Origin of the sequence: Haloarcula limicola (assembly GCF_010119205.1) — an archaeon.
In the GTDB taxonomy this organism is placed as follows: Archaea; Halobacteriota; Halobacteria; order Halobacteriales; family Haloarculaceae; genus Haloarcula; species Haloarcula limicola.
The window spans coordinates 915,051-940,768 of the sequence record NZ_WRXM01000002.1; the positions used below are offsets into that span (position 1 = coordinate 915,051).

Here is a 25,718-nt window from a genome sequence, read left to right on the forward strand (position 1 = left end):
GATGCACGGGTGCTGACAATCCGGGGTACGGATGGTCCCCGACGACCCTGTCGACGAGAGGTCAGACGACACCGGCCAGTCTGTAGCGGGTGGTTCTGAGATGGCCGACGCGAGCGGCGACGACGAGAGCGTCCCGGTAGCGGTGTACGTCCGCGACATCGGGTCGAGCGTCGGCGCGGTGTTGCTCGTCGGCGCGCTCCTGTTCGCGGTCAGCGGTATCTGGCCGCCGCTGGTCGCCATCGAGAGCGGGAGCATGGAACCGCACATCGACACCGGCGACATGGTGTTTCTGATGGACGAGGAACGGTTCTCTGGGCCGAACGCCGTCCACGGCGTCGTCACCGCTCGCAGCGCCGGGGGGTACGTCCGCTTCGAACAGCCCGGCGACGTCATCATCTACGAACCGGACGGGAGCGAACGTCGGACGGCCGTCATCCATCGGGCGATGTTCTACGTCGAGGACGGCGAGAACTGGTACGACCGCGCCGACCCCGACGCCGTCGGCGGGGCCGACGACTGCGCCGAACTGCGCAACTGTCCCGCCCCCCACGCCGGCTTCATCACGAAGGGTGACAACAACGACGCGTACGACCAGGCGACGACCACTAGCGGCGTCGTCCGCGCCGAGTGGGTCATCGGCACGGCGGAGCTCCGGATACCGGGGTTAGGCTGGATCCGCCTCCAGACGCAGCCGACGCGGCCGGCGCAGTCGCCGCCGCAGAACCGCGCGACGTAGCTCCGACAGCGGAACGTTGATTGCCCGTCTGGCAGTACCCCCATAGGAATGTCCAGCGACGAGGGTTTGTCGGCGATCGGTGACGACGGGGGTCCCGGCGCACTGGTCTACGTGAAGGACGTCGTCGGCAGCGCCGGTGCCGTCCTGCTGGTCGGCCTCCTGTTGTTCTCGGTCAGCGGCGTCTGGCCGCCGCTGGTCGCCATCGAGAGCCCCAGCATGGACCCTCACATCCAGAAGGGCGACCTCGTGTTCGTCATGGAAGAGGAGCGGTTCGCCGGACCGAACGCCACTCACGGCGTCGTGACCTACCAGCGTGGAGAGAGTTACGTCCGCTTCCAGCGGCCCGGCGACGTCATCGTCTACGCCCCCGACGGTGACACCCGAACGACGCCCATCATCCACCGAGCGATGTTCTACGTCGAGGACGGCGAGAACTGGTACGACCGCGCCGACCCCGCGGCCATCGGAGCGGCCGACGACTGCGCCGAACTCACTCACTGCCCCGCTCCCCACGCCGGGTTCATCACCAAGGGCGACAACAACGCCCGCTACGATCAGGTCGGGATGAGCCCCATCAGCGAACCCGTCGAGGCGTCGTGGGTCGTCGGGACCGCCGAGTGGCGCGTCCCGCTGTTGGGAGAGATCAGACTCGGGTGGAATCGGGCCGCAGCGCTCGAATCGGGGCCGGTCACCTCGGCGAACGACCCGGTCCCCCAGCAGAACGGAACTGCCGCCGCGTAGCGTTTCAGTTGTCGAATCGCGCCTGTACGAACGGTTGCACGTCGTCGATGTCGCCGAGTCGGGAGTCCGAGAGCAGGACCGCTTCGGTCTCTTCGGTCGGCACCGACAGCGAGATCTCCTTCGTCCGGCCGTACCGGCCCTTCGAGACGACGACGGCGTTGACGATGCCGAGCATGTCCAACTCGGAGATGAGGTCCGTGACCCGACGCTGTGTCAGGACGTCGGCGTCGATCTCCTCACAGAGGTTCTTGTAGATGTTGAACACCTCGCCGGTGTTGATGTTGCGGACGCCGTTCTTCTCCAAGAGGATGATCGCGAAGAGGACGATCTTCGATTGGGTCGGGAGCGTCCGGACCACCTCGACGACCCGGTCGAGTTCGATCTTCTCCTGGGCCTGCCGGACGTGGCCCTCCTCGACGTGGTCGGTCTGGTCGCGCTCGGCGAGTTCGCCCGCGGTCCGCAGGAGGTCGAGCGCGCGCCGGGCGTCACCGTGTTCCTGTGCGGCGAAGGCCGCACACAGCGGGATGACGTCCTCGGAGAGCGCATCGCCCTTGAACGCGACGTCGGCCCGTGCCTGCAAGATGTCTCGCAGCTGGTTCGCGTCGTAGGGCGGGAAAACGATCTCCTCCTCGCCGAGGCTCGACTTGACGCGGGGGTCCAGAAAGTCGGTGAACTTCAGGTCGTTCGAGATTCCCATGATGGAGACCCGGGAGTTATCCAGCTCGGAGTTCATCCGCGAGAGATTGTAGAGCGTGTCGTCGCCCGACTTCTCGACGAGTTTGTCGATCTCGTCGAGCATGATGACGACCACTCGCTCGTGGTAATCGACGGCCTCGAAAAAGGAGGAATACACTCGATCGGTGGGCCACCCCGTCATCGGCACTTCCTCGAACTCCTCCTTGTCCGCGGCCAACGAGTCGATCTCGTCTTCGATCGCGTCGACGCTCCCGAAGGCGGCGTCGGCGAGGGCGGCGTCGTCTTCGCGTGCGCGCGAAGCGAGGTCGTTCAGTTCCCCGAGCCGGTCGTCGATCACCTCGACGTTCTTGTTGATGAACTTGTTGGCGAGTTGCGCGAGGACGCGGTACTGCGTATCCGTCACCTCGCAGTTGATGTACTCGACCTCGCAGGGGACCTCGTACTTCTGTGACGTCGTCTCCAGTTCTTCGCTGACGAACTTGGCGCTGGCAGTCTTGCCCGTCCCCGTCTTCCCGTAGATGAGGATGTTCGAGGGCGTATCCCCGCGGAGCGCCGTGACGAGGATAGTCGCCATGTTGTTGATCTGCTCCTCGCGGTGGGGGAGTTTGTGCGGCGTATAGGAGGGGCGAAGCACCTCTTTGTTCTCGAATATCGGTTCGCCCTCCAGTAAGTCGTCGAATAATCCGCGGGAGGCCTCGTCGGAGTCGTCACTGTCGCCGGTATCGAGGTTGTCGAGGACGACGTCGTCGAGATCCGGCATCCCCGATCGCGTCTCGTCGGACTGCTCGTCCGCTGAGAGGTCGTACGAATCGTCCTCCGGCGTCTCAGGCTCCGTGTCCGGGTCGTCGCTTGGGTCAGTCATGCTCGGAGAGCTACCCCTTCGTTTCGAGTGGAAAGACGGGCACGCACAGGGAGAGCGGACGCGACAGGCGCGTTTTTGCCATCGCTGACGGGTTTCGACGCTCTCGGGTGCGTCCAGTTGAACCACATGAACCCGTGGCTGATTGCATATTAAATATTTCGGTCGTATGCCGCTCTCGACTGGACCTGAAACGTCGCCATCGATGGGAAGAGACGCTCTGAATCGCGGTTTTGGAAGACGACCGATAGCCAGTCGTTAGGGCGGTGGTACCACCGGCTGGCTACGAGCGAGAGAGGGTAGTGAGTCGATTCGAGCCGAACCACGGGGAAGTTGACCTATGGCAGTTGCTCGATCGCGATCGCTCCGACCGTCGTCGTAAGAGGTGGTTACCACTTCCGAGAGAGATGACGGAGAGACCTCTAACCCGAATTCCGGAGGACCCCCCCACCCCTTCGTTTCGGGTGGAATGGCTCAAGAAGGTGGGTGGGGGTGTGAGTCAGCAGCGGTCGGTCGCTAGTCTAGGAAAGATTTAATAGGGTATCACAAAAACCAAACCCGCACTAGAGAGGAAGAAGTGACTAGTAGTTGTGGTGTACGGCTAGACTAGTGTTTTAGTCTCTGTCAGTCCATTCACCGCTAGTCTAGGTCGCGACGAGCCCTCCTCGAACGCTCTCGAATCGGCCGTCGCGCGGTCCCGATGACGGACCTACTGCCGGTTCCACCCGAAACGAAGGGGTGGGGGGGGAACCTATCCCGCCCACCGTTGTTTCCCGTCCACCTACTCTGGACCCATTCTGACATATCGGCTCCGCCCGGCTCACCTAACGCCTGCTGTCTCGCGTCACCTCTCCATATTGACAAACTCTCGACCGCTTCACTCTCGCTCTCTCACCTGTCTACTCTAACATCGATTAGACGATCGATATACTGTGACAGGGGTGAATATCGATAGAGAATGCTGTTTTCGTCGCTTTCGGACACCCCGACGGTCTCTCAGTCGATCCTGCTGAAAGAGGAAGCGCAGTAAGATCCCATATATTCGACAGCCAATTATATCAGAGTCATTTCATATGTCTGACGTAGCCTTAAGTGAATTCGTCTGTCTTCTACGGGCAGAAGCCGCCAGTTCGGCACGTCCGGGCGGCCGGAGGATAGGATGGGATTGTTAACAAACCTCAAAGATAGCATTTCGCGGGCAGCATCGACGCTGTTCTCTGAAGAAGACCCGAAGCGGATCGGTATCTACGGCCCGCCGAACGCGGGCAAGACGACGCTTGCGAATCGGATCGCGCGGGACTGGACCGGCGACGCCGTCGGCCCGGAGAGTCACGTCCCCCACGAGACGCGCCGCGCGCGGCGAAAGGAGAACGTCGAGATCGAGCGGGACGGAAAGAAGGTGACCATCGACATCGTCGACACGCCCGGTGTCACGACGAAAGTCGACTACACCGAGTTCCTCGAACACGACATGGAGAAAGACGACGCCGTACGCCGTTCCCGGGAAGCCACGGAAGGGGTCGCGGAGGCGATGCACTGGCTTCGCGAGGACGTCGACGGCGTCATCTACGTGCTCGACTCCTCGACCGATCCGTTCACGCAGGTCAACACGATGCTCATCGGTATCATCGAGAGTCAGGACCTCCCGGTGTTGATTCTCGCGAACAAGATCGACCTGGAGGACTCGTCGGTCCAGCGGATTCGAAACGCCTACCCCCAGCACGAGACGATTCCGCTCTCGGCGCTGGAAGGGGACAACATGGACGAGGTCTACGACAAGATCGCGGAGTACTTCGGGTGAACTAGAATGGCAGAAATCAAAGGACAGGACGACGGCGTCCAGATAGACCTCATCAGCGGGGAACGGATGGACGGGATGGCCTCGATGGAGAAGATACGGATGATTCTCGACGGGGTGCGAGACGGCAACATCGTCATCCTCGAAGAGGGGCTCTCGCCGGACGAGGAGTCCCGACTCATCGAGGTGACGATGACCGAGATCAGCCCCGACGAGTTCAACGGCATCGAGATCGAGACCTACCCCAAATCCGAGGCCGCCGACGCGAGCATCTTGGACCGTATCATGGGCAAAGAGTCGACGAAGAAACTGACCGTTATCGGGCCGGCCAACCAGATCCAGACGCTCCACAAGGACGAAACCCTCATCAGCGCGCTCGTCTCCCGGAAATAATGCCCCACCAGTGCACGAACTGTGGCCGCGTGTTCGACGACGGCTCGAAGGAGATGCTCTCGGGCTGTCCGAACTGCGGCGGCAACAAGTTCCAGTTCCGCCCCGACGGCGTCGACAGCGGGACGCCGCCCGATAGCGACGCGGAACCGCCGGAACCGCCGGAGCCACCGGGCGGCGACAGCGCGGTCGCGCGCACGGTCGGCAAGACCGCAGCGACGGTTCGAGACTTCGTCGGCGGTCCGTCGGGCGAAGACGAGCAGCCGACTATCGGTGCCGAACCCGAGGCGGACGCCGGCGCGGGGGCGTCTGCCGGCGCGACCGAGGACGCCGACGGACCGGCGGCCGACTCAGCCGAAGGACAGGCCGCCAACGCGGAAGACGCCGCACAGGCGAGCGCTCGCGGCGACGTGGTTTCGCCCGACGAGATCTCCGCGGCGCAGGGCGATTCCGAGACGGAACACCGGTTCCAGCCGGTGGAGACGGACGAGGACGAATCCGAGGAACCCGACGAAGCGGACCGCCCGGACCTCCAGGAACTGCGCGAGGAACTCAACGACCAGTTCGAGTCGATCAAGGTGCTCGAACCGGGGCAGTACGAACTCAATCTGATGGAGCTGTACGACCGCGAGGAGTACATCGTCGCCCTGCAGGAAGACGGGCGCTACTCGATTCAGGTTCCGGAGACGATTCGAGAGTCCTAGAAAGAGCGAAAGCGGCGGACAGTGGACGGGACGAGAGACGCCCGCTATCACTCGCTTTATTCGATCTCGTCGTACTGGTCGGAGAGCTTCTCGGCCGCTTCGGCCATCAGCTCTTCTTCGTAGTCGTCGAGGTCCCACTCGACGATCTCCTCGACGCCGTTACTGCCGAGTCGGACGGGGACGCCGAATGCGGTGTCCTCGTGGCCGAACTCGCCCTGTAGCTTGACCGACGCGGGCAGGACTGCGCCCGTGTCCCGGACGATGGCCTCGACCATGTGGGCGACGCCGCGGGCCGGGCCCCACTCGGTCGCGCCCTTGCGCTCGATGACGTCCATCGCGGACTCCTGGAGGTCGCCCAGGATCTCTTCGCGCTCGTCGTCGGTGAAGTCGGGGTCGGCCCCGTCGACGCGGACCTTCGAGAAGACGGGCACCTGCGCGTCGCCGTGTTCGCCGAGGATGGTCGCTTCGACGTTCTGGACCGGCGAGTCGAAGCGCTCCGAGAGCACGTAGCGGAAGCGCGCCGAGTCGAGACGACCGCCGAAGCCGATGACCTGCTCGCGCGAGCGGTCGCCGGCCTCGTAGAGGTGGCGGTTCAGCAGGTCGACGGGGTTCGACGTGGTCAGCGAAATGTAGTCGTCGTTGTGTTCGTCCAGCGAGGACTGGATGTCCGCCATGATGGGCGCGTTGTCGCCCGCGAGGTCGATGCGGGTCTGGCCCGGTTGGCGGGGGATGCCGGCCGTGATGACGACGACGTCCGAGCCGGCGGTGTCCTCGTAGCCGCCCTGTCGGACCGTCGTGTTCGAGTCGTAGGCGATGCCGTGATTGGTGTCGGCGGCCTGCCCGATGGTGTCCTCTTCCTTGTCGGGGATGTCGACGAAGACGACTTCGTCGGCGATGTCGCGGAGCGCGATGTTGTACCCTGCCGCAGCGCCGACCGTTCCGGCCGCGCCGACTACGCTTACCTTTGTCATACCATTCGAAACGCCTGCCGCGCGAACGTTAAACGTGTCGAAACCCCCTTCATCCGGGCAAACGACGATGAACAAGTCCGCCACGAGAGGCCCGTCGGAACGCCTCTCCACCGGAACGGAGCCCCCGTTCGCCAGTCGCTACCCGTAAAGGGTTTTCAGCCCCGCGGCGTTGCATCGGGTATGAGCGACTTCGACAAAGAGGCCGAGCGCGAGAAGTTACGCGAGAGGTTCGAGGCCGAGGAGGAGAAACGCGAGGCGACCGAACAGATGAGCGAACTCCTGTTGAAGGGCGCGACGATGACGAACGCTCACTGTTCGGACTGCGGGGATCCCGTCTTCCGCTACGACGGCCAGGAGTTCTGTCCCACCTGCCAGAAACCGATCTCGCGGGAGGAAGCCGAGGCCGACGACGAGACGGAGACGACCGGAGACGGAGCGGACGACGAGAGCGGACCGGACGCGAGCGGGGAGTCAGGCGACCACATCGAGGTCGCCAACCCGAGCGAGGAGGCCCGCGTCCAGTTCGGCGGGGACGACGAGAGTGCGGCCGCCGACGGCGAAGCCGGCGACGAAGCGCCGGCCGGCACGGACTCGCCCGCCACCGGTTCGACGGGCGAGCAGACGGCCAGCGGACGGCCCGCTACCGAGGACCCGACCGCCGGCCGGTCGGAGCGCGAGGTCCGGGAGACGTCCCAGGAGATACCGTCGGCCGACCCGGAGCGCACTCCAGCCGAAGCGGGGGGTGAACAGCCGGCGGAAGGTGCCGGGACCGACCATGCCGGCACGGAATCGCGGGAAGAGGACCCACAGCGGAATTCTGCCCGTCGACAGCCGTCGCCGGCCGGTCGGTCGACCCCCTCCGCTTCGACTCGAACCGCCGCCCGGTCCGAGTCGGGCGGCGACGTGGCGACCGACCTCGCGGCGGCGGAGACGGCGCTCGCGCAGACGGTCCGACGGTTCGCGGAGCGGGCCGCGGCCACCGAGAACCCGAGGGAGGCTCAGGATTACCTCGCGGCGGCCCGCGAGGCGGCCGAAGCGCTCGACGCGACGAGACGCTAGCGTCGGTAACGCCGCTATCCGCCGCGAGCGAAATAGACGCGGAAGGCGGACTCAGGGTTCGTAGTCGGCACCGACCACGTCGCGGATGCGCTCTGCGGTCACGTCGCCGATGCCGTCGACGTCGAGTAAGTCCTCGTGGGCCGCGGTCATCACCGCCTCGACGCTGCCGAAGTGGTCGAGGAGACTGCGGGCGGTGACCGGACCGACTTCGGCGACCGAGGCGACGACGTACTCCTGCTGTTCGGGCAGGGTCTTCGATTGCTTCTCGCCGTGGACGCTCACCTCGCGGTCGCCGTCGTCCTGCTCGCGGCCGGCGATGACCTCTAGCAGGTCGGCCGTCTCGCCCTCGTCCGCGGTGTGCATCACGCTCGCGCCGAAGTCCACGGCCAGCGACGCCAGCGCGCCGTTGATCGCCTTCTGGTGGACGTTCCGAGACCCGTAGAGGTCCTCGCCCTCGATGACGACGACGGGGCGGGCGTAGTGGCGGGTGGCGTCGCCGACCTGTTCGAACATCGAGCGGTCGCCGCCAGTCAGGGTATCCAAAAAGTCAGCCACCGTCTTGCGCTCGACGACGACGCGGTCCGAGAGGACGTAGTCGCCGACGGCGAGCGTCTCCAGTCGCGTCTCGACGCCTTCGCGCGTCGAGAGGTCGCGGGCGATGGTCGAGTCCAGTTCGCGCTGGTCGGCGACGATCTCGATCCCGTCGTCGCCGTCGGCGGCCGCGACGGTGCCGTCGAGTTCCGCCTCGCTCGCCCCGGTCTCGGTCGCGGCCACGTCCTCGCCGGCGAAGGCGTCGAGACCGGTCTGGCCGTCACCGTCGCTGTCACCGGAACCGTCGGCACCGGCGGCGGCGTCGGCGTCCGGACCCTCGCTCTCTCCGGTCGCCGATCCGCCCTCAGTTTCGGCTGGAGTGGCCGTCGCCTCGGCAGTCTCGGCTACCCCCCCGCTTCCACTGGAACTGTCGACTGCGCCCGATCCGCTGGCCTGGCCGGTCCCGTCGGCGTCCTCGTACTCGTCCAGCCCAGTCTGGTCGAGTCGGGCTTCGAGTTCGCCGGCGGCGCTCTTGAGGTCGTTCAGCTCGTGTTTCATCCGCTTCTGGTCGTTCCTGGCCTTCCAGAAATACGCCTCGTCGCGCGTGTCCTCGGCGAGCAGGACGACGACGCGACCCTCGGCCTGTCGGCCGGTCCGGCCCTTCCGCTGGATGGCGCGGATGGCGGTGGGGACCGGTTCGTAGAAGAGGACGAGGTCGACCTCGGGGACGTCCAGCCCCTCCTCGGCGACGGAGGTGGAGACGAGCACCTCGAACTCCCCGCTGCGGAAGCGATCGAGCGTCTCCTGTTGCTCTTTCTGGGTCATTCCCTCGCTGCCCTCCGTGTCGCTCTGGCCGACGAACTTCTCGGTCTGGAAGTGCTCCGAGAGGAAGTCGACGAGGGTCTCGGCGGTGTCCCGCGATTCGGTGAAGACGATGACACGCTCGCCGTTCTCGATGCCGAGCGTCTCGGCGAGCAGCATCCGGGTGCGGCGGAACTTCGGGTGGAGGTCGTCGTAGTCGCGGGCCTTCCGTATCGCCTCGCGGATCTTGGGTTCGCTGACGAGCCGCTGGTCGGCCTTCGACGCGCCCGAGGAGCGCGCGGCCTCCTTCAAGCGCTCGAAGTACCGCCGCAGAGACTCGACGCTCTGGGTCTCGACGTAGGTGACCGCCGTCCGGAGCTTCCGGATCTCCGCGAGGAAGCTCATCCCCTGGTACCCCTCGCTCTGGTCGTTGTCCATCAGCTTCCGGAGCTCGGCCTGCATTCCTTGGATCTCGCGCTCGGAGACGTCCGGCGAAGACTTGTTGGTGATGCCGAGTTCTTTCAGTTCCGCCAGGCGGTCGGCGACCACCTCGTTGACGGCGTCGCGGATCTCGATTACCACCTCCGGCAGTTCGATTCGCTTCCACTCGACGCTCGTGTCGTGGGTGTACTCGGCCACGTCGGCGTCGTCCTCGGTCATCACCGCGACCTCCGAGAGGCCGAGGTTCTCACAGACGTCCAAGATGGCCTCCTCGTCGTCACCGGGCGAGGCGCTCATGCCGGTGACGAGGGGGTTCCCGGCGTCGGCGTGGTAGCGGTCGGCGATGTAGTTGTAGGCGTAGTCGCCGGTCGCGCGGTGGCACTCGTCGAAGGTGCAGTGGGTGACCGGCCCGAGGTCGATCCGGTTGCCGACGAGGTCGTTCTCGACGACCTGCGGCGTGGCGATGACGATTCGGGCGTCGGTGAAGAGGTCGGCGCGGTCGTCGGGGCGGACCTCGCCGGTGAAGACGACGATCTCGTCGTCGGGAATCGTCAGCGCCTCGCGGTAGAACTCGGCGTGTTGCTGGACGAGCGGTTTCGTCGGGGCCAGCAGGAGGGACTTGCCGCCGACGGTGGCGAGGCGTCGGGCGGTCACCAGCAGGGAGACGGTCGTCTTCCCGAGGCCGGTCGGCAGACAGACGAGCGTGTCGCCGTGTTCGGCCACGTCGGCGAGTTCGACCTGATACCGACGGTTCTCCAGCAGATCGTCGGTGACCAGCGGGTGCTCGACGTACTCCCCACCGGCGTCTGCGTCGGCGTCGGCGGTCGCCATTGGGGTGGCGTTCGTCCCGATGCCGGTTAAGGATTCAGGTAGCGTGGTGAAAGTGAAGCGCTCGCGGTTCGCTCGGCACGGTCGGTGGTGGTGTCGCTATCGAGCGGTTCAGAAGCCACCGAGAAACGCCACGCCGGCCCACATCGCCGCGGCGGCGAGGACGGGGATCGAGAAGTTGTCGTCGACGACGTAGCCGGCGACGGTGGGTTTGACGCCGTCGGCGAACGTCGCGGCCAGGCCACCGAGGACCGCCGCCGCGGGCGGGACGAACGGCGAGGCCAGCAGCGTACAGACGCCGAACATCGCCAGCAACACCCAGACCTGCTTGACGGTGCTGGCGTCGTTGGAGCCGAGCAGGCCGCTGATGGGGTCGCCGATGGCCAGCATCAACATCGCCGAGACGGCGACGGCGACGGGCATGCCGAGGACGCCGACCGAACCCGCGACGAGGGCCATCCCGACGATGTACAGCGCGTAGCCCGCCGGGTTGTCCTGCTCGTAGGGCCGCGTCAGTCGGTCGTAGATCGCCCAGTCCAACCCGACGGAGAGGCGGAGGAACTCCAGGACGACGACGACGGCGAGCGAGAGCGCGAGGAACGCCTGGACGACCCGCCAGGTGACGACGGTGGGGGCGAGAACGTGCGCGAGCGGCACCGTCGAGCCGGTGACGTGGACGAGCCGCCGGGCGACCTCGTCGGCCATCTTACAGGGCGTCGAAGGTCGTCTCCCCGTCGACGAGGCGGTCGAGCGTCTCGGCGAGGCCGTCGATTGAGACCCGCGTCTGCTCGGTGGAGTCGCGTTCGCGGAGGGTGACGGTGTCTTCTTCGAGACTCTCGTAGTCGACGGTGACGCAGTAGGGCGTGCCGACCTCGTCCTGTCGGCGGTAGCGTCGGCCGATCGCGCCCGAGTCGTCGTAGGTGACCGAGTGGCCGGCCTCCCGGAGCGCGTCCGCGATGTCGCCCGCGTACTCGGCCATGCCGTCCTTGTCCATCAGCGGGAAGACGCCGACGGTGGTCGGGGCCTGTTCGGGCGGGAGGTCGAGGTAGGTGCGTTCCTCGCCGTCGACCTCGTCCTCGGTGTAGGCGTGCGCGAGGACGGTGTAGATGAGGCGACCGACGCCGAAGGAGGGTTCGACGACGTGCGGTCGGACGTGCTCGCCGTTCTCGGTCACCTCCTCGACGCTGAAGTTCGTCTCCTCGACCGGCACCGTATACGAATCGCCGTCGACCTCGACGGTCACCTCGTCGCCTTCGAAGGCATCCGGGTCGCGCTCGGCCAGCGCTTCGAGCGCGTCCGCGACGGCCTGCGCGTCGCCGCCGAACTCGGGACCGAGATAGCTCATGTCGGGGTCGACCGTCGGTCGTTCGACCGTGACGGGTTCGTCGTACTGCTTGAAGACGGTGAAGTCCTCGCCGGAGTGGTCGGCGTGTTTCCGCAGGTCGTAGTCGCCCCGGTAGGCGAAGCCGGTGACCTCGATCCAGTCGCCGTCGATCTCGGTCTCGGCGTCCCAGCAGTCCGACGCGTAGTGGGCGAGCTCGCCCGGGAGGTGCTGACGGAACCGGAAGCGGTCCATGTCGACGCCGATGCGCTCGTACCAGTCGCGGGCGACGCCCAGGTAGTAGGCCACCCAGTCGCTCGCGATGACGCCGTCTTCGACGGCCTCGCCGACGGTCAGCCTCTCGACGCCGCCGTCCTCGGCCTGCTGGCTCTCGCCGGAGTAGAGCGGCAGCGTCACGTCCTCGACGGCTTCGAGCGGCGGTTCGTCGTCCTCGGGGTCGACGAAGTGTTCGAGTTCGGCCTGCGTGAACTCGCGCACGCGCACGAGGGACTTCCGCGGGGAGATCTCGTTCCGGTAGGCCTTCCCGATCTGGGCGACGCCGAAGGGCAACTGGTTGCGGGCGTACTCCGAGAGCTGCGGGAACTCCACGAAGATGCCCTGTGCGGTCTCCGGGCGGAGGTAGCCCGGCGAGGAACTGCCGGGGCCGATGTTCGTCTCGAACATCAGGTTGAAGTTGTCGACCGAGACGCCGGAAAGCGACTCGCCACAGGAGGGACACTCGATGCCGTGGTCGGCAATGATATCCATGATCTCCTCGTTCGGCAGGGACTCGGCCTCCTCGATGTCGGTCTCGTCCTCGACGAGGTGGTCGGCGCGGTGGGTCGCGCCGCAGCCGGGACACTCGATGATCATGTCGTCGAAGCCCTCCAGGTGGCCCGACGCCTCGAAGACCGGCTCGGGCATCACGTCCGGCGCGGAGATCTCCTGATGGCCCTCGCGGACGACGAAGCGGTCGCGCCACGCGTCCTCGATGTTCGATTTGAGCGCCGCGCCCTGCGGGCCGTAGGTCCAGAAGCCCGAAGCGCCGCCGTACGCGCCCGCGGACGGGAAGTAGAAGCCGCGTCGCTTGGCCAGCTCGGTCAGCCGTTCGCCCTCGCTCATAGCGCCTCCAGCAGGTCGACGTCGCGGACGATGCCGACGAGTTCGTTGCCCGCCATCAGCGGGATCTGTTCGATGTCGTGTTCGATCATCTGCTGAGCGGCCTCCCGCGCGGTCCGACGCTTGCTGACGGTGACGACGTCGGCGGTCATGAACTCCCGAACGGGTTCGGTCGGCAACTCGACGTTGCGGGTCGGCATGTAGCGACCGCCGACGGCCTTGATGCCCTCCCAGGCCCACTCGTCGTCCTGATTGGCGATGGAGTCACCGGTGTCGTCTTCGCCCTCGACGACGCGGGCCACGTCGATGATGTCGACTTCGGTCAGCACGCCGGCCATCTCGCCGCCGTCGTCTAAGACGATGCCGTAGGGGACCTCCGCGTGGGAGAGCTCCCGTTCGGCGACGGTCAGGGGCGTCTCGACGTAGATGCAGTTGATGTCGCTCCGGGCGAGTCCGCCGACTTCGGCGTCCCCGTCGACGTCGCCGTTGGCGATGGCGTGGACGACGTCGGTGATCGTGACGATGCCCTCTAACTCGCCGTCGACGACGGGGACTCGACGCGCCGCCTCGGTGACCATCAGCCGCGCGGCCTCCTCGATACTCGCGTCGGCCGTGATCGTCGGCGTCTCCTCGACCAGAATCGCGAGTTGGTCCTCGTCGGGGTTGTTGATGAGCGTCTCGCGAGAGACGATCCCGCGGAACTCCTCGCCGCCGTCTGTCTCTTTGATGACGGGGACGGACGAGAACGCCCGCTCTTGGAGGTACTCCAGCACGTCGTCACGGGTACCCGGAATCTCGACCGTGACGACTTCCGAGCGCGGCGTCATCGCGTCTGCAACGTTCATACTGCCGTACCTTCCTCCCCGCATCTACTAAGTCCTTAACATCCACTGGTCTCGTCCGGGAGTTATCGTCCGACGAAGCCGTCTCCCGCCGTCGATGTCGAGGCCGGGGTGCCGAACTGGATCGGACCGGTCGGGGGAGACACGAGCGCCGGCACGGCGAGGCGCGGAGAGAATCCACCGAAAACTGGTATGTTCACATCGCGTATCCAAGAATCGGATCCGTCCCGGTATACTCTCTCCCGCAGCGCCTCTTTCCGCTACAAAACGAGGGACATCGGGCTCGTCTCTCCGTGCTCCGAACGAGATTCATTACGACTTACTGACGATTCTTTTGTTCAGAATTGTAGCACGTACTCCCACGTCGGACGGTGATTCCGCTACGTTTATATGTGGGTGTTACATATTATCATGCATGGAGCCGGACACGGTTGCCCCAGCGGAGGTCGCCGAAGACGCAGAAGTCATGGCTTCCGTCGAGGAAGGTCAGACTGAAACGCTCGTCATCGCAGATATCTCGCAGGACGACGCCTATATGACACTCCCGCTTTCCGACGCCGCATCGCTCCCGGAGTGGCGGTAAGTCGGCCCATCCGGAAGACGCCTTTTCGAGCCGAGCATCGACCCCGATAGCCCCGGTGTTCTCGTTCGGTGTGCGGACGCCACGAGGGACACAGTCGTCGGGCGCGACCGACGGCGAGGCCACGTCCGCGTCGGATTGGCGGACGCTCGGCGCGCGAGTCTCGGCGAGCGACCGGTAGAGCGATCGAACGCTCCCGAAATTTTTCAACGCGCGTTTCAGACGGCGAAACCGGCCGATACTGTCGCGGAGTCCCGTCAGTGCGTTCCGAGAAAACAAGCGTTATGCCCCCCCGGTAAGTTCGGTCGGGTATGAAGGTACTCGTCACGGACCCCATCGCCGACGCCGGTCTCGACCGGTTACGCGAGGCGGGCCACGAAGTGGAGACAGCCTACGACGTCGAGGGCGACGCGCTCCTCGACGCGGTGTCGGACGCGAACGCGCTCATCGTTCGCTCGGGCACCGAAGTCACCGACGAAGTGCTCTCGGCGGCTCCCGAGCTGGTCATCGTCGGCCGGGCGGGGATCGGCGTCGACAACATCGACATCGACGCCGCCACCGACCACGGCGTCATCGTCGCCAATGCCCCCGAGGGCAACGTCCGCGCCGCCGCCGAACACACCGTCGCGATGGCCTTCGCCACCGCTCGCTCCATCCCGCAAGCTCACGACCGCATGAAGGCCGGCGAGTGGGCGAAAGGCGAGTTCCTCGGGACCGAAGTCAACAACAAGACGCTGGGCGTCGTCGGCTTCGGTCGCGTCGGCCAGGAGGTCGCCAAGCGCCTCGGTAACCTGGGAATGGACATCGTCACGTTCGACCCCTACATCAGCGAGGACCGCGCGAAGCAGTTCGGCGCGGAACTGGTCGACGATCTCGACGACTGCCTCGACGCCGCGGACTTCGTCACCATCCACACGCCGCTGACCCCCGAGACCGAGAACATGATCGGCGAGGAGGAACTCGCTCAACTGGAGGGCGGCTACGTCGTCAACTGCGCCCGCGGCGGCATCATCGACGAGCCCGCGCTGGCCGAGGCCGTCGAGGACGGCGTCCTCAAGGGCGCGGCGCTGGACGTCTTCGGCGAGGAGCCGCTCCCCGAGGACAGCCCCCTGCTGGGCGTCGAGGACGTCATCCTCACGCCGCATCTCGGCGCGTCGACGGAGGCCGCACAGGAGAACGTCGCCACCTCGACTGCCGACCAGGTTATCGCCGCCTTCGACCACCAGCCAGTGGCGAACGCGCTCAACGCGCCGTCGCTGGACCGGGCGACCTTCGAGCGCGTCGAGCCGTACCTCGAACTGGCCAGCACGGCCGGTCGCATCGCCGTCCAGCTGTTCGGTAGCCACATGAGCTCCGTCGAAGTGACCTACGCCGGCGACATCGCCGACGAGGACGTCGAGTACGTCACCGCCAGCGCGCTGGAGGGCGTCTTCGCGCCGTCGGACATCCAGGTCAACGCGGTCAACGCCCCGCAGATCGCCGAACAGCGCGGCATCGACGTCACGGAGTCGAAGACGAGCTCCGCCGAGGACTACCAGAGCCTCATCACCGTCACCGTCTCCGACGGCGAGGAGTCGGTGTCGGTCTGTGGGACCCAGTTCGGCGGCGAGGAGTCCCGCATCGTCCGCATCGACAACCACCGCATCGAGGCCGTCCCGCACGGGCACATGCTCGTCGTCCGCAACAAGGACGAGCCGGGCACCATCGGCTTCATCGGGACGGTCCTGGGCGACTCCGACATAAACATCGCGGGGATGTTCAACGGCCGCGAGACCATCGGCGGGGAGGCGCTCTCGGTGTACAACCTCGACTCCCAGCCCGGCGCGGAGATCCTCGACCGACTGAACGAGGACGACCGCATCATCGGGACGACCTACGTCGCGCTCGACGACTAGTCGGCGACCAGACGGCGAGCGAGTCGGGTTTTTCCCGCTGATTCTCCGAGGGGAACGGTTATCTGCCGCGGTGGTTACTGTCCGGTAACGAAGTGGTGGTATGGGAGTGGACGACAAACAGGTGGTTCGGATCCTGTTCGCGGACGGGAGTGGACGACTCGACGTCTTAGCGGGTCAACTCGCCGAACGCGGGTTCGAGATCGACCACGTGACCGACCCGGAATCGCTCGCCGAGACCGACACCGACGGGTACGACCTCGTGGTCGTCGTCCACGACGAGACGACGACGCCGAAACGGGATGGCGTCGCCGGCGTCGAGACGGCGATCGCGGCCGTCGACTGCCCGGTCGTGCTCTACGCTATCGGCTTTCCGGGAGCCGCGGTCGCCGTCGAGGCCCTCGAGGCGGGGGCCGCCGACGCCGTGTACGTCCCGCCCGAACGCGGCGAACTGCTGGCGCATCGACTGCGCTGTGCGGCGACCGGCGACGACGGGTTCGACTCGGCGGAGCGACTGCTCGCGGACTTCTTCGAGCACTTTCCGGAAGACGTCTACGTCAAGGACGACCACGGCCGCTTCGCCGTGGGCAGTCGGCCGACGACACAGCCACAGGGGTACGACCGCGACCAGCTAGCGGGGCTCACGGACTACGAACTGCTCCATCCCGACCTCGCCGACGCGCTCTACGAGCAGGAGCGCCGCATCCGCGAACGGGGGGAGCCACAGGTCGACGTCGTCGAACACTACGTCGAGGACGGACGGGACCGCTGGGTGACGTCGACGAAGGTTCCGAGATACGACGCCGGGGGGAACGTCACCGGCATCGTCGGCGGCACGCGCGACGTGACGCGGTCGCGCCGTCGCGAGCGCCTCGTGGCGATGCTTCACGAGGGGAGCCGAGACCTGATGCGAGCGGAGACGCGGGCCGCCGTCTGCCGGGCGACGACGGAACTCGCGGACGACATCGCGGCGCTCCCGTCGGTTCAGGTCGCGCTCTACGACGGCCAGACGCTCCGCCCGAGTGTGACGACCGACGAGCGGGAGACGGCGTTCGACCGGTACGAACGGTGGTTCTGGCGGAGTTTCGAGACGAGCGACCCGCAGTACGTCACGACCGAGCCGAACGGTCGGACGGTCCGCACCGACGCGGCCGACCCGTCGGCGATCGACGCCGTCGTCCTGCCGCTCGGCCGACACGGCGCGCTGGGGATGTGGCCGGACGACCCCCTCGACGAGTTCACGCTGGAGTTGGCGAACGTGCTCGGCGCGACCGTCGAGGCGTCGCTCGACCGGGCGCAGCGAGAACAGGAACTCAGAGAGCGCGAGGCGGAGCTGGAGCGCCAGAACGAGCGCCTCGAGGAGTTCGCGACGATGGTCAGTCACGACCTGCGCAACCCACTGCAGATCGCGTTCGGCGCGGCCGAGATGTTAGACGCCGAAGGCGAGCACGGAGACCGCCTCTACGCCGCGCTCTCTCAGATGAACCGCCTCGTCGACGAGCTGCTGACGCTCGCGCGAGAGGGCGAGATCGTCGGGGAGCGAACGCCGGTCGAGGTCGCTTCGCTGGCCGAGGCCGCGTGGGGCGCGCTCGATACCGGTGCCGCCACGCTGGAACTGGACGGCGCCGGGACCGTCCTCGCCGACCGCGACCGCCTCCGCGAGCTGTTCGAGAACCTCTTCTGGGTGTTGCTGCGGCAGGCCGACGGCCGTACGATCCGGGTCGGCCGCCTCGGTGACGACGGCCTCTACATCGAACAGGCCGACGGCGACGGATCGACCGAGGCCGACCCGTCGGCGACGCGCCCGCTCGACACCGACGACTGGACCCAGTACGGCCGCTACATCGTCTCGACGATCGCGGAGGCCTACGGCTGGACCGTGACGAGCGCCGACACCGACGGCCGGTACACTCGCTTCGAGATAACGGGGGTGACGGTCCGGTGACCGCCGATAGCGACGGTCGAACGACGACGGCCACCGCGCCCATAGGCGTCTCCTGTGTCGACCCCGACGGGCGGCTCCGACCGGTCGTTGCCGCGCTCCGAGCGGTCGACGACGTCGCCGTCTCCGTCGTCGGCGACGTAGCTGCCGTCGAGGGAAACTCGGACTGCTGCGTGCTGTTACACGCGCCCGAGACCGAGACGCACGACGCCGTCGACGGGCTGGCGCAACTCGACGAGTTCGTCGAGGCGCACCCGGGCGTTCCGGTCGCCGTCTACGGCGTCGACATCGAATCGGCGATGATGACGACCCGGGAGTTCGCCCGTCGAGTCGTCGACCACGGCGGCGACGCCGCGATGACGATGGCCGGCGAGCGAACGGAACTCATCGTTCGGCGGATCAAGCAGGTCGCCGGTTTCGAGGAGCACTTCCAGTCGGACGCGGCGCTGTTGGACTCGCTCTTGGAGTCCTTTCCTCACCAACTGTTCGTCAAGGACGACGTGGGCCGCTTCGTCGACACCAGCGCCGTCACGGCGCGGGAGTACGACTTCGACCGCGAGGCGCTGATGGGGCTCACGGACTACGAGCTCATGCCGATGAGCCTCGCCGAGGACCTCTACGAGGAGGAACAGCGGATCATGGCGACCGAGGAGCCAATGCTCAACAAGGTCGAACACTACGTCGACGCCGAGGGCCACAGCCGGTGGGTCAACACGACGAAAGCCCCCCGTTACGATCGGGCCGGAGCGGTGACCGGCATCGTCGGCGGCACGCGCGATATCACCGAGGAGAAGCGACAGGAGCACGTCGTCCGGGCGGTCCACGAGGCCAGCCGCGACCTCGTCCGGGCGGGCGACCGAACCGAGATCGGCGACGTGACCGCCTCGATCGCCGAGGACATCCCGGCGCTCCCGCGCGTGCAACTCGTCCTCGCGGACAGGACGACCGGGGAGCTGCAGCCGGTCGAGTCCGACGGCGAGCCGTCCATCTACGCCCGGTACGCCGAGTGGTGCGAACGCGCCCACGAGCGGGCCGAGGCGCTGTTCGTCCTCGAAGACGGGAGCGACGCGGTCACCGACTGGGACGCCATCGAGCGACCGGCGGCGGCGCTCGTCCCGCTCGGCTCGCACGGCGTCTTCGGCGTCACGACGGGCGAGCGGACGATCGACGAGTTCACGTACGAACTCGCGAACATCTTCGCCGCGAACGTCGAGGCGGCGCTCGACCGCGCCGAGCGCGAACGCGAACTCGAACACCAGAACGAGCGCTTAGAGGAGTTCACGAGCATCGTCAGTCACGACCTCCGCAACCCGCTCAGCGTCGCCAGTTCCTCCATCGAACTCGCGAAGGATGACCCGAAGCCGGCCCATCTGGAACGAGCCGACCGCGCGCTCGACAGGATGGAACAGCTGACCGAGGAACTGCTGACGCTCGCGAAGAAGGGGCAGACGGTCGGCGAGACCGATCGCGTTCAGCTGCGAGAGGCCGTCCTCGACACTCGCGAGAGCGTCTCCGACCAGCGCGCTAATATAGTCACCGAGGAACTGGCGACCATCGAGGCCGATCGCTCCCGACTGGTAGAGCTACTGGAGAACCTGTTTCGGAATGCCGTCGAACACGGACCGGCAGACGAGACCGATGCGGTGACGGTCACCGTCGGGATGCTCGCCGACGGCTTCTACGTCGAGGACGACGGCGTCGGGGTCCCGGAGAGCGAGCGCGAGGCGGTGTTCGAGATGGGCTACACGGGCAGCGATGGGGGGACGGGGTACGGTCTCTACATCGTCGAGACCATCGCGGACGCCCACGGGTGGTCCGTCCGCGCCACGGAGAGCGAATCGGGCGGCGCGCGTTTCGAGTTCACCGGCGTCATCCGGTGATCAGCGCTCGGCCAGCAACCGCTCGTACCGGTCGACGACCTCCTGCCGACGCTGCCGCTCGCGCTGTAACTCCAGCTCTAAGGCCGCGATCTGACAGCGCAGGAGCAACAGGTGACTCCGCGAGGCGACGGTCGACGGCCGATGCGGCGTGACGCGTCCGCTCTCGATGCCGTTCTCGGTGGTCGGCGGCGTCGGGGGCGATGCCACTCCGGTGAGTCGCGTGGGCATGTGTGGTAATCGTCCCCACCCGGCAAAAGCACCCATCGGACGGCCGTCGCACGTCCGTCTTGCGCCCTGAGTGCTCAGCCGACCCCTACATGAAGTCGGCGATGCCGGACTGTTTGTTGTGGTCGTTCTCGAAGACGGACTCGATGGACCGCTCCAAAATCTTCAGGCGCTGTTTCGTGTAATCGCGAGCGCCGAACTCGTCGGCGACGCGGATGGCCGTGTCGATGTACTTGTTGACCGACCCCTCGTGGACAGTGAGGTTCACGCGGCCGCCGCACTCCCGGCAGTCGCCCGTGAGCGGCATCCGTCGATAGGACTCTCCGCAGTCCAGACAGCGGACCTCCTGTCTGGAGAACGCCCGGAGGTTGCCGATGAGGTCCGGCAGGAAGTGGTACTCGATGATGCGCTCGGCCACGTCCGATTCGACGACGGCCCGCAGTTTCCGCGAGATTGATAGTTGGGCGTCCATCTTGTCCTCCATCGACCCCAGCGTCTTGTACGCCGAGAGGTCCGGTCCCGCGGCGATGTTCGTCGTGTCGTGGGTGTGCCGGAAGTCGGTGTACTCGCGGTCGGTGCCGAGCGTCTCCTCGGCGATCTTCATCACGTCCTCGACCTCGGCGGGGTCGGCGAGTTCGCGGGTGGCCTCGTAGAACTCGCGGGGATACGTGTCCATGATGTCCATGTTGTGCGCCTCGTCGTCGATCTCGCTCGGGTCGATGCGGGAGGACATCACGAGCGGCGCGTCCATCTGCCCGCCGCGCTTGTCGGGGAGGTAGGACTTGCTGAAGTTCAGCAGGCCGTCCATCAGGAGCATCACGCAGTCCTCGTCGCCGTCGCAATTCCGACGTTTCGCGGCGTGAAAGTACGGATGCGCGTAGCCGACGGCGGCCGAGGTGAACCCGACGACTCGGCCGACCGTCGCGGCGCTGGTGTGGGGAGCCATCCCGAAGACGAGTTCGCCGACCAGTTCCTCGCGCTCCTCGAACTCGTAGTACGGCCCGAGGCCGTAGTACTGCTCCAAGAGGTCGTCGACGAAGTCGGCGGTCTTGAGCATGTGTTCGGCCGCGCCGTCAGAGAGGACGATGTCCTGCACCTTCAGTTCGACCAGCTGGTCGGCGCGGGTGAGCGGGTCGCCGTGGATGTCCGTCTCGTAGCCGAGGTGACGCAGGCGGTCCGGTTCCACGTCGAGTTCGGCGGGCCGAACGGCCGTCACCGGGAGGTCGGTCATGTCGTAGCGGACGGTGCCGTCCTTGAACGCCGAGACGTCGTGCTTCGCCCGCAGGACGCCCTTCTCCATCGGCTCGGGCAGTTTCTCGGCGGAGGTGAGTCCCTTGACCGCCTTCAGTTTCTCGAAGGCCGTCTCGCGCTCGCCGACGGTTTCGAGGGCGTCCCGGTAGATGGACTGTAAGTCCAGTTCCTTGTACTGGGTCGGCGAAGCGAGCGTCTCACAGCGGCCGCACTCGGCGCGGCCGGACTCGTCGGGTTCTACCTCCATCTCGCAGTCGGGACAGACGTACACCGTCTCGGCGATCTGGTCGCACTCCGGGCAGCGGGCCTCGTGGGTCTCGGTGCCGCAGGCGGGACAGCGGCGGTGGGCCACCTCCACGTCGACGCGGCCCGGCGTCTCGCTCATCGAGTCGGCGTGCTTGGTCGCGTCGGCGACGCTGCGCTGGGAGCCGCCGGCCTCGCCGATGGGAAAGAGGGTGTGGACCGCCGGCGAGAGGTCCCGGCGCTCGGATTTCTCCGGACGGCCCATCCGGTTGCCGATGCGGGTCGGTGCCCGCTCCCGGACTTCGAAGGGCGAGACCTCGTTGACCGCGAGGACGGCGTTCAGTCCGTCGCCGTCGTTCTCCTCGGGCGAGTAGCCGATGGCGTCGGTCGCCTCGCCCTCGCCGTAGGTCTTCGCGCGCTCGGAGATATCCGAGCGCGTCCAGTCGCGTTCGAGCGAGCGCGAGAAGCCCAGCGTGCGCACCAGCGGCAGCCAGTCGGAGACGACGAGTCGGTCCCCGTCTTGCGTGTGCTCGACCAGCAGGTGTTCGAGCGCCGTCTGGACCGGGCCGCTCCGCGAGAGGACGAGGTCGCCGGTGGTGGCTCGCCGGTCGCCGTCGTCTCGAACTACAGCACCGTCTGTCGCGGCGACTTCCGCCCCCTCGATCGCGTCGGCGAGCGCCGCCATCTGTTCGACGCTCACGTCGTGCCAGAGGTAGGTGTACTTCGGGTGCAGCGGCGCGTCGTACTCGGTGGCCCACTCCAGGGCCTCGTCGGCGCTGGGGTCGGCCAAGTCGATGTGCGGGGAGTCCCGCATCGCGGCGACGTCCGCGCCGGCGGCCTCGAAGTCCTGCTCCCACCACTCGACGGTGTAGGAGGCCGGCGCGAGCGGGTGGTTGTTCTCGACGAACTCGCCGAAGTTGACGAGGTACTCGCCGAGGTCGAGGATCTTCTCGACGCCGTTGCGGACTTCGAGAGCTTCCTCGGCGTCGTCGATGCGGCGCACGTCGCCGTTGGCCAGTCGCACCGTCGGCCCCTCGATGGTGTCGACGGGGACGACCCCGGCGGCTTTCCCGGGCCGCTCGGTCTTTATCTGGGTCCCGGTCGCGAGGAAGTCGTCGACCAGGTGCATCGTCGCCGGATGGACGCCGGCGGTGGCGAAGCCGTGGTTGCGCGCCCGGCCGTAGCGCAGGCGGAAGCCGCCCGATTTCGAGGGATGCGAGAACACCGGCCGACCGGCGATGAGGTCCCGGAGGTACTTCTTGGCGGGATCGACCCGCGGCGGGCCGGGCCGCTCCTCGCTCTCGTCGGCTACCTCGTCGTCGCCGTCGGCCCCTCCGCTCTCGCCGTCCGCATCGCCCGCGGCGTCGCCGCTCGCGTCGTCCGAGGCCGCCCCGTCGTCGGCCTCGCTCTCGCTCTCTCCGATGGTGCCGTCGATGAGGTCCTGCAGCCACGGCCAGTCGACCTCGTCGAGATTGCGGGTGTAGCGCTGGATCTTCGGGGCTTTCAGGGCGATCCCCTCCGCGAGGACGAGACACATCCCGCCGCGGGCGGAGTTCGAGTCCACCCGTTCGAGGTCCCGATACCCCGAGACCTCCTCGTCGCCGGTGGCCTCCCCGTCGAGCATGATGGGCATGTGCTCGGCGATGAACTTCGTCTCCTTCTCCTTCGGGGAGTACTGGAGGCCGGTGTCCTTGTCGTAGAGGTCTATCTCCTCGGCGTAGCGGCCGATCTCCTCCTGGCGGGCCTCGTACTGTTCGATGCCCAGCAGCGCGCGGGCGTAGTCGGCGACGAGGACGGAGAGGGCCTGTGCGGTCCCGCCCGCCGAGCGGATCGGGCCGGCGTAGTAGACGTTGATGAACTCCGTCCCGTCGTCGTTCTCGAGCAACTCGACGCGGTCGATGCCCTCGATGGGCGCGGCGACCACGCCCTCGGTCAGCAGGGCGACGGCGGTTCGAACGGCGCCCTCTATCTTCCCCTCGCGGGTGTCGTAGTCACCGACGCTGCCGTCGACGAAGTCGTCGACGAGTTCCAGCGCGGCCTCCTCGCGGGACATCTCGCCTTCGAGTTCGCGGACGCGCTCTGCGACGCCGTCGATGCCGAGGATGTTCTCGACGCGGTCGGCCATGTCGCGCGCGGTCGGGATCTCGACTTCCGGCTTCGGGTCGCCGCCGCGCTCGCGGGCGCGCTCGGCGACGGCCATCGCCGCGTCGAGTTCCGTCTCCAGCGTCTCGAAGTACCGCTCGTCGGCCTCGCGCATCTCAGAGGTTCCAGAGGTCCAGGTCCGTCGGCTCGTCGTGTTCGCGCTCCAGGTGCGTATCGAACGCCCGGACGTACAGCTCGCCGGCGAACACCGTCGCGCGGTCTAAGTGGCCCGCGAGCGCGGTCCCGTCCGGCCGCGAGAGCACCGCGTGCGTGTGCGCGAACCGCTCGTCGTTCAGATGCGAGACGTTCCCGACGCAGGTCGCGACCTCCAGCGGTTCGTCGAACTCGATCGCGTCGTACTCCTGTCGGTCTTGGTCGTAGAACAGCACTTCGGCGTCCTGTACCGCGCCCAGACCGTAGAAGAAGGCCGCGTCGATGTCCCGTTCGGCGGCGAACTCCTCTATCTGTCCCCGCCAGTCCGCGCCGTGGTCCAGTCGGCAGACGTACTCCGAGGCCGTGTCGACCTCCCGATAATCCATACAGGAACTGGATGGCAGGCGACGGCAAAAACGTACCGCCCTCGGTCGCGGGCGGACTCAGGCCGGCAGCGCCACGCGGCTGACCCACTGCCCGCGCTCGGCGTCGTAGAACTCGAGTTCCTCGGCGGTCCACTCGACCGGCTCTATCTCCCGGCCGACCAGCCGCTCGGCCGCCGCCGCGTCGCCCCCGCGGGCGACCGTGACGTGGGGGACGTACTCGCCGTCTTCCAGGCCGTCGACGACGTCGAACGCCTCGCAGAGCCGCTCGTGGAGCGCGACCAGTTCGGGGCTCTCGACGGCGAGGTAGACGACCGGCGAGGAGCCGGTCTCGGCCACTTCGAACTGCTCCACGCCGGTGATCCGAACGGAGAAGGGAGCCGTCCCGCGCAGGGCGTCCCGCGCTCGCGCTTCGATGTTCGCGTAGACCGCGTGGTCGCCGCCGCCGAGGCGCTTGGCGACCAGCGTGTGCTCGCCGCGTCGCCGGGCCTCTGCGAGCGGCAGGTCGCGGGCCAACTCCCCGGCCAGCGAGGTGACCGCCGACGGGAGCGGGACGTTCAGGCTGTACACAGTCGGTTAGAGCGGGGCGGGCGAGAAAAGGCGTGCGGTCAGGTCGACGGTCCTGCTTCAGAGCCGATCGGTCAGATACAGCACGATGAGGACGACGAGCGCCAGTCCCAAGAGCGGCTGCAGCGGGCCGAGCAACCACCCGAGGATACCGAGCAGCCCCTCGACGATCTCCAGCGCGATCCAGACGACGAGGAGGACGAGGACGATGCGCAACAGCGTGTCAACGTCGATGTCTCCGCGGTCCATGTGGTCGCCGTCTCCGCGCGAGGTGAAACCGCTTGCGGCGCGGTATCGTGCGGATGGGATCGATTCGCGTGGGAGGAAGACGCACGACCGCCCCGAACACGGAAGCTATTAGTAGGCGACCTACAGTAGTCGGGAGTACATGACGCGGACTCACGCCACCGATCGGCTCGCTGTCGCGAGCGATGGGTCCGCCCGTTTTTCCCCCCGACGACGCCGTCGGACTCCGTCCGACGAGCAGTCGGTTCAGACGCCGAGCCGACGACGACCGGGCCTCTGCTAGGCCCACTACTATCTTCACTCCGTTTCACGGTTCGTCTCGTCCCCAAGCGCCGCCGGTCGGCTGTCCGGCGCGTCATTCCAAACCGACAGTCACA

At 66.9% G+C, this 25,718-nt stretch carries 21 protein-coding genes; 10 read left to right on the forward strand and 11 right to left on the reverse strand.

All coding sequences use genetic code 11. From position 1 onward, the window contains the following. Positions 1 to 100 precede the first annotated feature (100 nt). On the forward strand, positions 101 to 736 hold the full coding sequence (locus GO488_RS14060; RefSeq protein ID WP_162318449.1) for a S24/S26 family peptidase: 636 nt from the start codon (positions 101 to 103) through the stop codon (positions 734 to 736). A gap of 48 nt (positions 737 to 784) precedes the next feature. Beyond that, a complete protein-coding gene (locus tag GO488_RS14065) occupies positions 785 to 1,477 on the forward strand; it encodes a S26 family signal peptidase (protein WP_162318450.1) in 693 nt (230 codons plus the stop codon). Between the two features lie 4 nt (positions 1,478 to 1,481). Here GO488_RS14065 and GO488_RS14070 read toward each other — a convergent pair whose 3' ends face one another. Further along, positions 1,482 to 3,035 (reverse strand): Cdc6/Cdc18 family protein, encoded by a 1,554-nt coding sequence (locus tag GO488_RS14070; protein ID WP_162318451.1) that lies wholly within the window; start codon positions 3,033 to 3,035, stop codon positions 1,482 to 1,484. A 1,156-nt stretch (positions 3,036 to 4,191) separates the two neighbouring features. Here GO488_RS14070 and GO488_RS14075 point away from each other — a divergent pair. The 3 genes from GO488_RS14075 to GO488_RS14085 are packed head-to-tail and all read left to right on the forward strand — an operon-like array spanning position 4,192 to position 5,924. Next, entirely contained in the window at positions 4,192 to 4,833 is a 642-nt protein-coding gene (locus GO488_RS14075; protein ID WP_135303491.1) for an Era-like GTP-binding protein, read from the forward strand. Between the two features lie 6 nt (positions 4,834 to 4,839). Continuing rightward, entirely contained in the window at positions 4,840 to 5,223 is a 384-nt protein-coding gene (locus tag GO488_RS14080) for a DUF2073 domain-containing protein (protein ID WP_162318452.1), read from the forward strand. Continuing rightward, positions 5,223 to 5,924, forward strand: coding sequence for an OapC/ArvC family zinc-ribbon domain-containing protein (locus tag GO488_RS14085; RefSeq protein WP_162318453.1), 702 nt, complete (start codon positions 5,223 to 5,225; stop codon positions 5,922 to 5,924). The genes GO488_RS14080 and GO488_RS14085 overlap by 1 nt, the downstream gene beginning before the upstream one ends. A gap of 56 nt (positions 5,925 to 5,980) precedes the next feature. On the opposite strand, the gene mdh is transcribed toward GO488_RS14085, so the two are convergent. Further along, positions 5,981 to 6,895, reverse strand: coding sequence for a malate dehydrogenase (gene mdh, locus GO488_RS14090; RefSeq protein ID WP_162318454.1), 915 nt, complete (start codon positions 6,893 to 6,895; stop codon positions 5,981 to 5,983). A 180-nt stretch (positions 6,896 to 7,075) separates the two neighbouring features. On the opposite strand from mdh, the gene GO488_RS14095 reads away from it, so the two are divergent. Then, entirely contained in the window at positions 7,076 to 7,954 is an 879-nt protein-coding gene (locus tag GO488_RS14095; RefSeq protein WP_162318455.1) for an Sjogren's syndrome/scleroderma autoantigen 1 family protein, read from the forward strand. A gap of 51 nt (positions 7,955 to 8,005) precedes the next feature. Here GO488_RS14095 and GO488_RS14100 read toward each other — a convergent pair whose 3' ends face one another. The 4 genes from GO488_RS14100 to GO488_RS14115 all read right to left on the reverse strand — a co-directional run bounded on the left by GO488_RS14100 (position 8,006) and on the right by GO488_RS14115 (position 13,840). Continuing rightward, on the reverse strand, positions 8,006 to 10,558 hold the full coding sequence (locus GO488_RS14100; RefSeq protein WP_162318456.1) for a DEAD/DEAH box helicase: 2,553 nt from the start codon (positions 10,556 to 10,558) through the stop codon (positions 8,006 to 8,008). 108 nt (positions 10,559 to 10,666) lie between these two features. Then, a complete protein-coding gene (locus GO488_RS14105) occupies positions 10,667 to 11,260 on the reverse strand; it encodes a diacylglycerol/polyprenol kinase family protein (RefSeq protein ID WP_162318457.1) in 594 nt (197 codons plus the stop codon). 1 nt (position 11,261) lies between these two features. Further along, positions 11,262 to 12,998 carry a glycine--tRNA ligase gene (gene glyS, locus GO488_RS14110; RefSeq protein WP_162318458.1) on the reverse strand — a complete coding sequence of 579 codons (1,737 nt, stop codon included), beginning with the start codon at positions 12,996 to 12,998 and terminating at the stop codon, positions 11,262 to 11,264. Continuing rightward, entirely contained in the window at positions 12,995 to 13,840 is an 846-nt protein-coding gene (locus tag GO488_RS14115; RefSeq protein ID WP_162318459.1) for a CBS domain-containing protein, read from the reverse strand. Before GO488_RS14115 ends, glyS begins: the two co-directional genes overlap by 4 nt. A gap of 412 nt (positions 13,841 to 14,252) precedes the next feature. Between GO488_RS14115 and GO488_RS19705 the strand changes: the two genes are divergently transcribed. The 4 genes from GO488_RS19705 to GO488_RS14130 all read left to right on the forward strand — a co-directional run bounded on the left by GO488_RS19705 (position 14,253) and on the right by GO488_RS14130 (position 20,131). Next, a complete protein-coding gene (locus GO488_RS19705) occupies positions 14,253 to 14,420 on the forward strand; it encodes a DUF7556 family protein (RefSeq protein WP_164509647.1) in 168 nt (55 codons plus the stop codon). Between the two features lie 308 nt (positions 14,421 to 14,728). After that, complete coding sequence (gene serA / locus GO488_RS14120) at positions 14,729 to 16,312, forward strand: phosphoglycerate dehydrogenase (protein ID WP_162318460.1); 1,584 nt, start codon at positions 14,729 to 14,731, stop codon at positions 16,310 to 16,312. Between the two features lie 106 nt (positions 16,313 to 16,418). Further along, on the forward strand, positions 16,419 to 18,254 hold the full coding sequence (locus GO488_RS14125) for a PAS domain-containing sensor histidine kinase (RefSeq protein ID WP_162318461.1): 1,836 nt from the start codon (positions 16,419 to 16,421) through the stop codon (positions 18,252 to 18,254). Then, positions 18,251 to 20,131, forward strand: coding sequence for an ATP-binding protein (locus tag GO488_RS14130; protein WP_162318462.1), 1,881 nt, complete (start codon positions 18,251 to 18,253; stop codon positions 20,129 to 20,131). The genes GO488_RS14125 and GO488_RS14130 overlap by 4 nt, the downstream gene beginning before the upstream one ends. On the opposite strand, the gene GO488_RS14135 is transcribed toward GO488_RS14130, so the two are convergent. The 5 genes from GO488_RS14135 to GO488_RS14155 form a co-directional block, all read right to left on the reverse strand. Then, positions 20,132 to 20,359, reverse strand: coding sequence for a hypothetical protein (locus GO488_RS14135; RefSeq protein ID WP_162318463.1), 228 nt, complete (start codon positions 20,357 to 20,359; stop codon positions 20,132 to 20,134). Between the two features lie 85 nt (positions 20,360 to 20,444). Beyond that, positions 20,445 to 24,107, reverse strand: coding sequence for a DNA polymerase II large subunit (locus GO488_RS14140; RefSeq protein WP_162318464.1), 3,663 nt, complete (start codon positions 24,105 to 24,107; stop codon positions 20,445 to 20,447). Position 24,108: 1 nt separating this feature from the next. Beyond that, complete coding sequence (locus GO488_RS14145) at positions 24,109 to 24,531, reverse strand: PPC domain-containing DNA-binding protein (RefSeq protein ID WP_162318465.1); 423 nt, start codon at positions 24,529 to 24,531, stop codon at positions 24,109 to 24,111. A 57-nt stretch (positions 24,532 to 24,588) separates the two neighbouring features. Next, positions 24,589 to 25,098, reverse strand: a complete 510-nt coding sequence (locus GO488_RS14150) for a 2'-5' RNA ligase family protein (protein ID WP_162318466.1) — start codon at positions 25,096 to 25,098, stop codon at positions 24,589 to 24,591. Between the two features lie 57 nt (positions 25,099 to 25,155). Then, a complete protein-coding gene (locus GO488_RS14155; protein WP_135303510.1) occupies positions 25,156 to 25,344 on the reverse strand; it encodes a DUF7554 family protein in 189 nt (62 codons plus the stop codon). Positions 25,345 to 25,718: the final 374 nt, after the last annotated feature.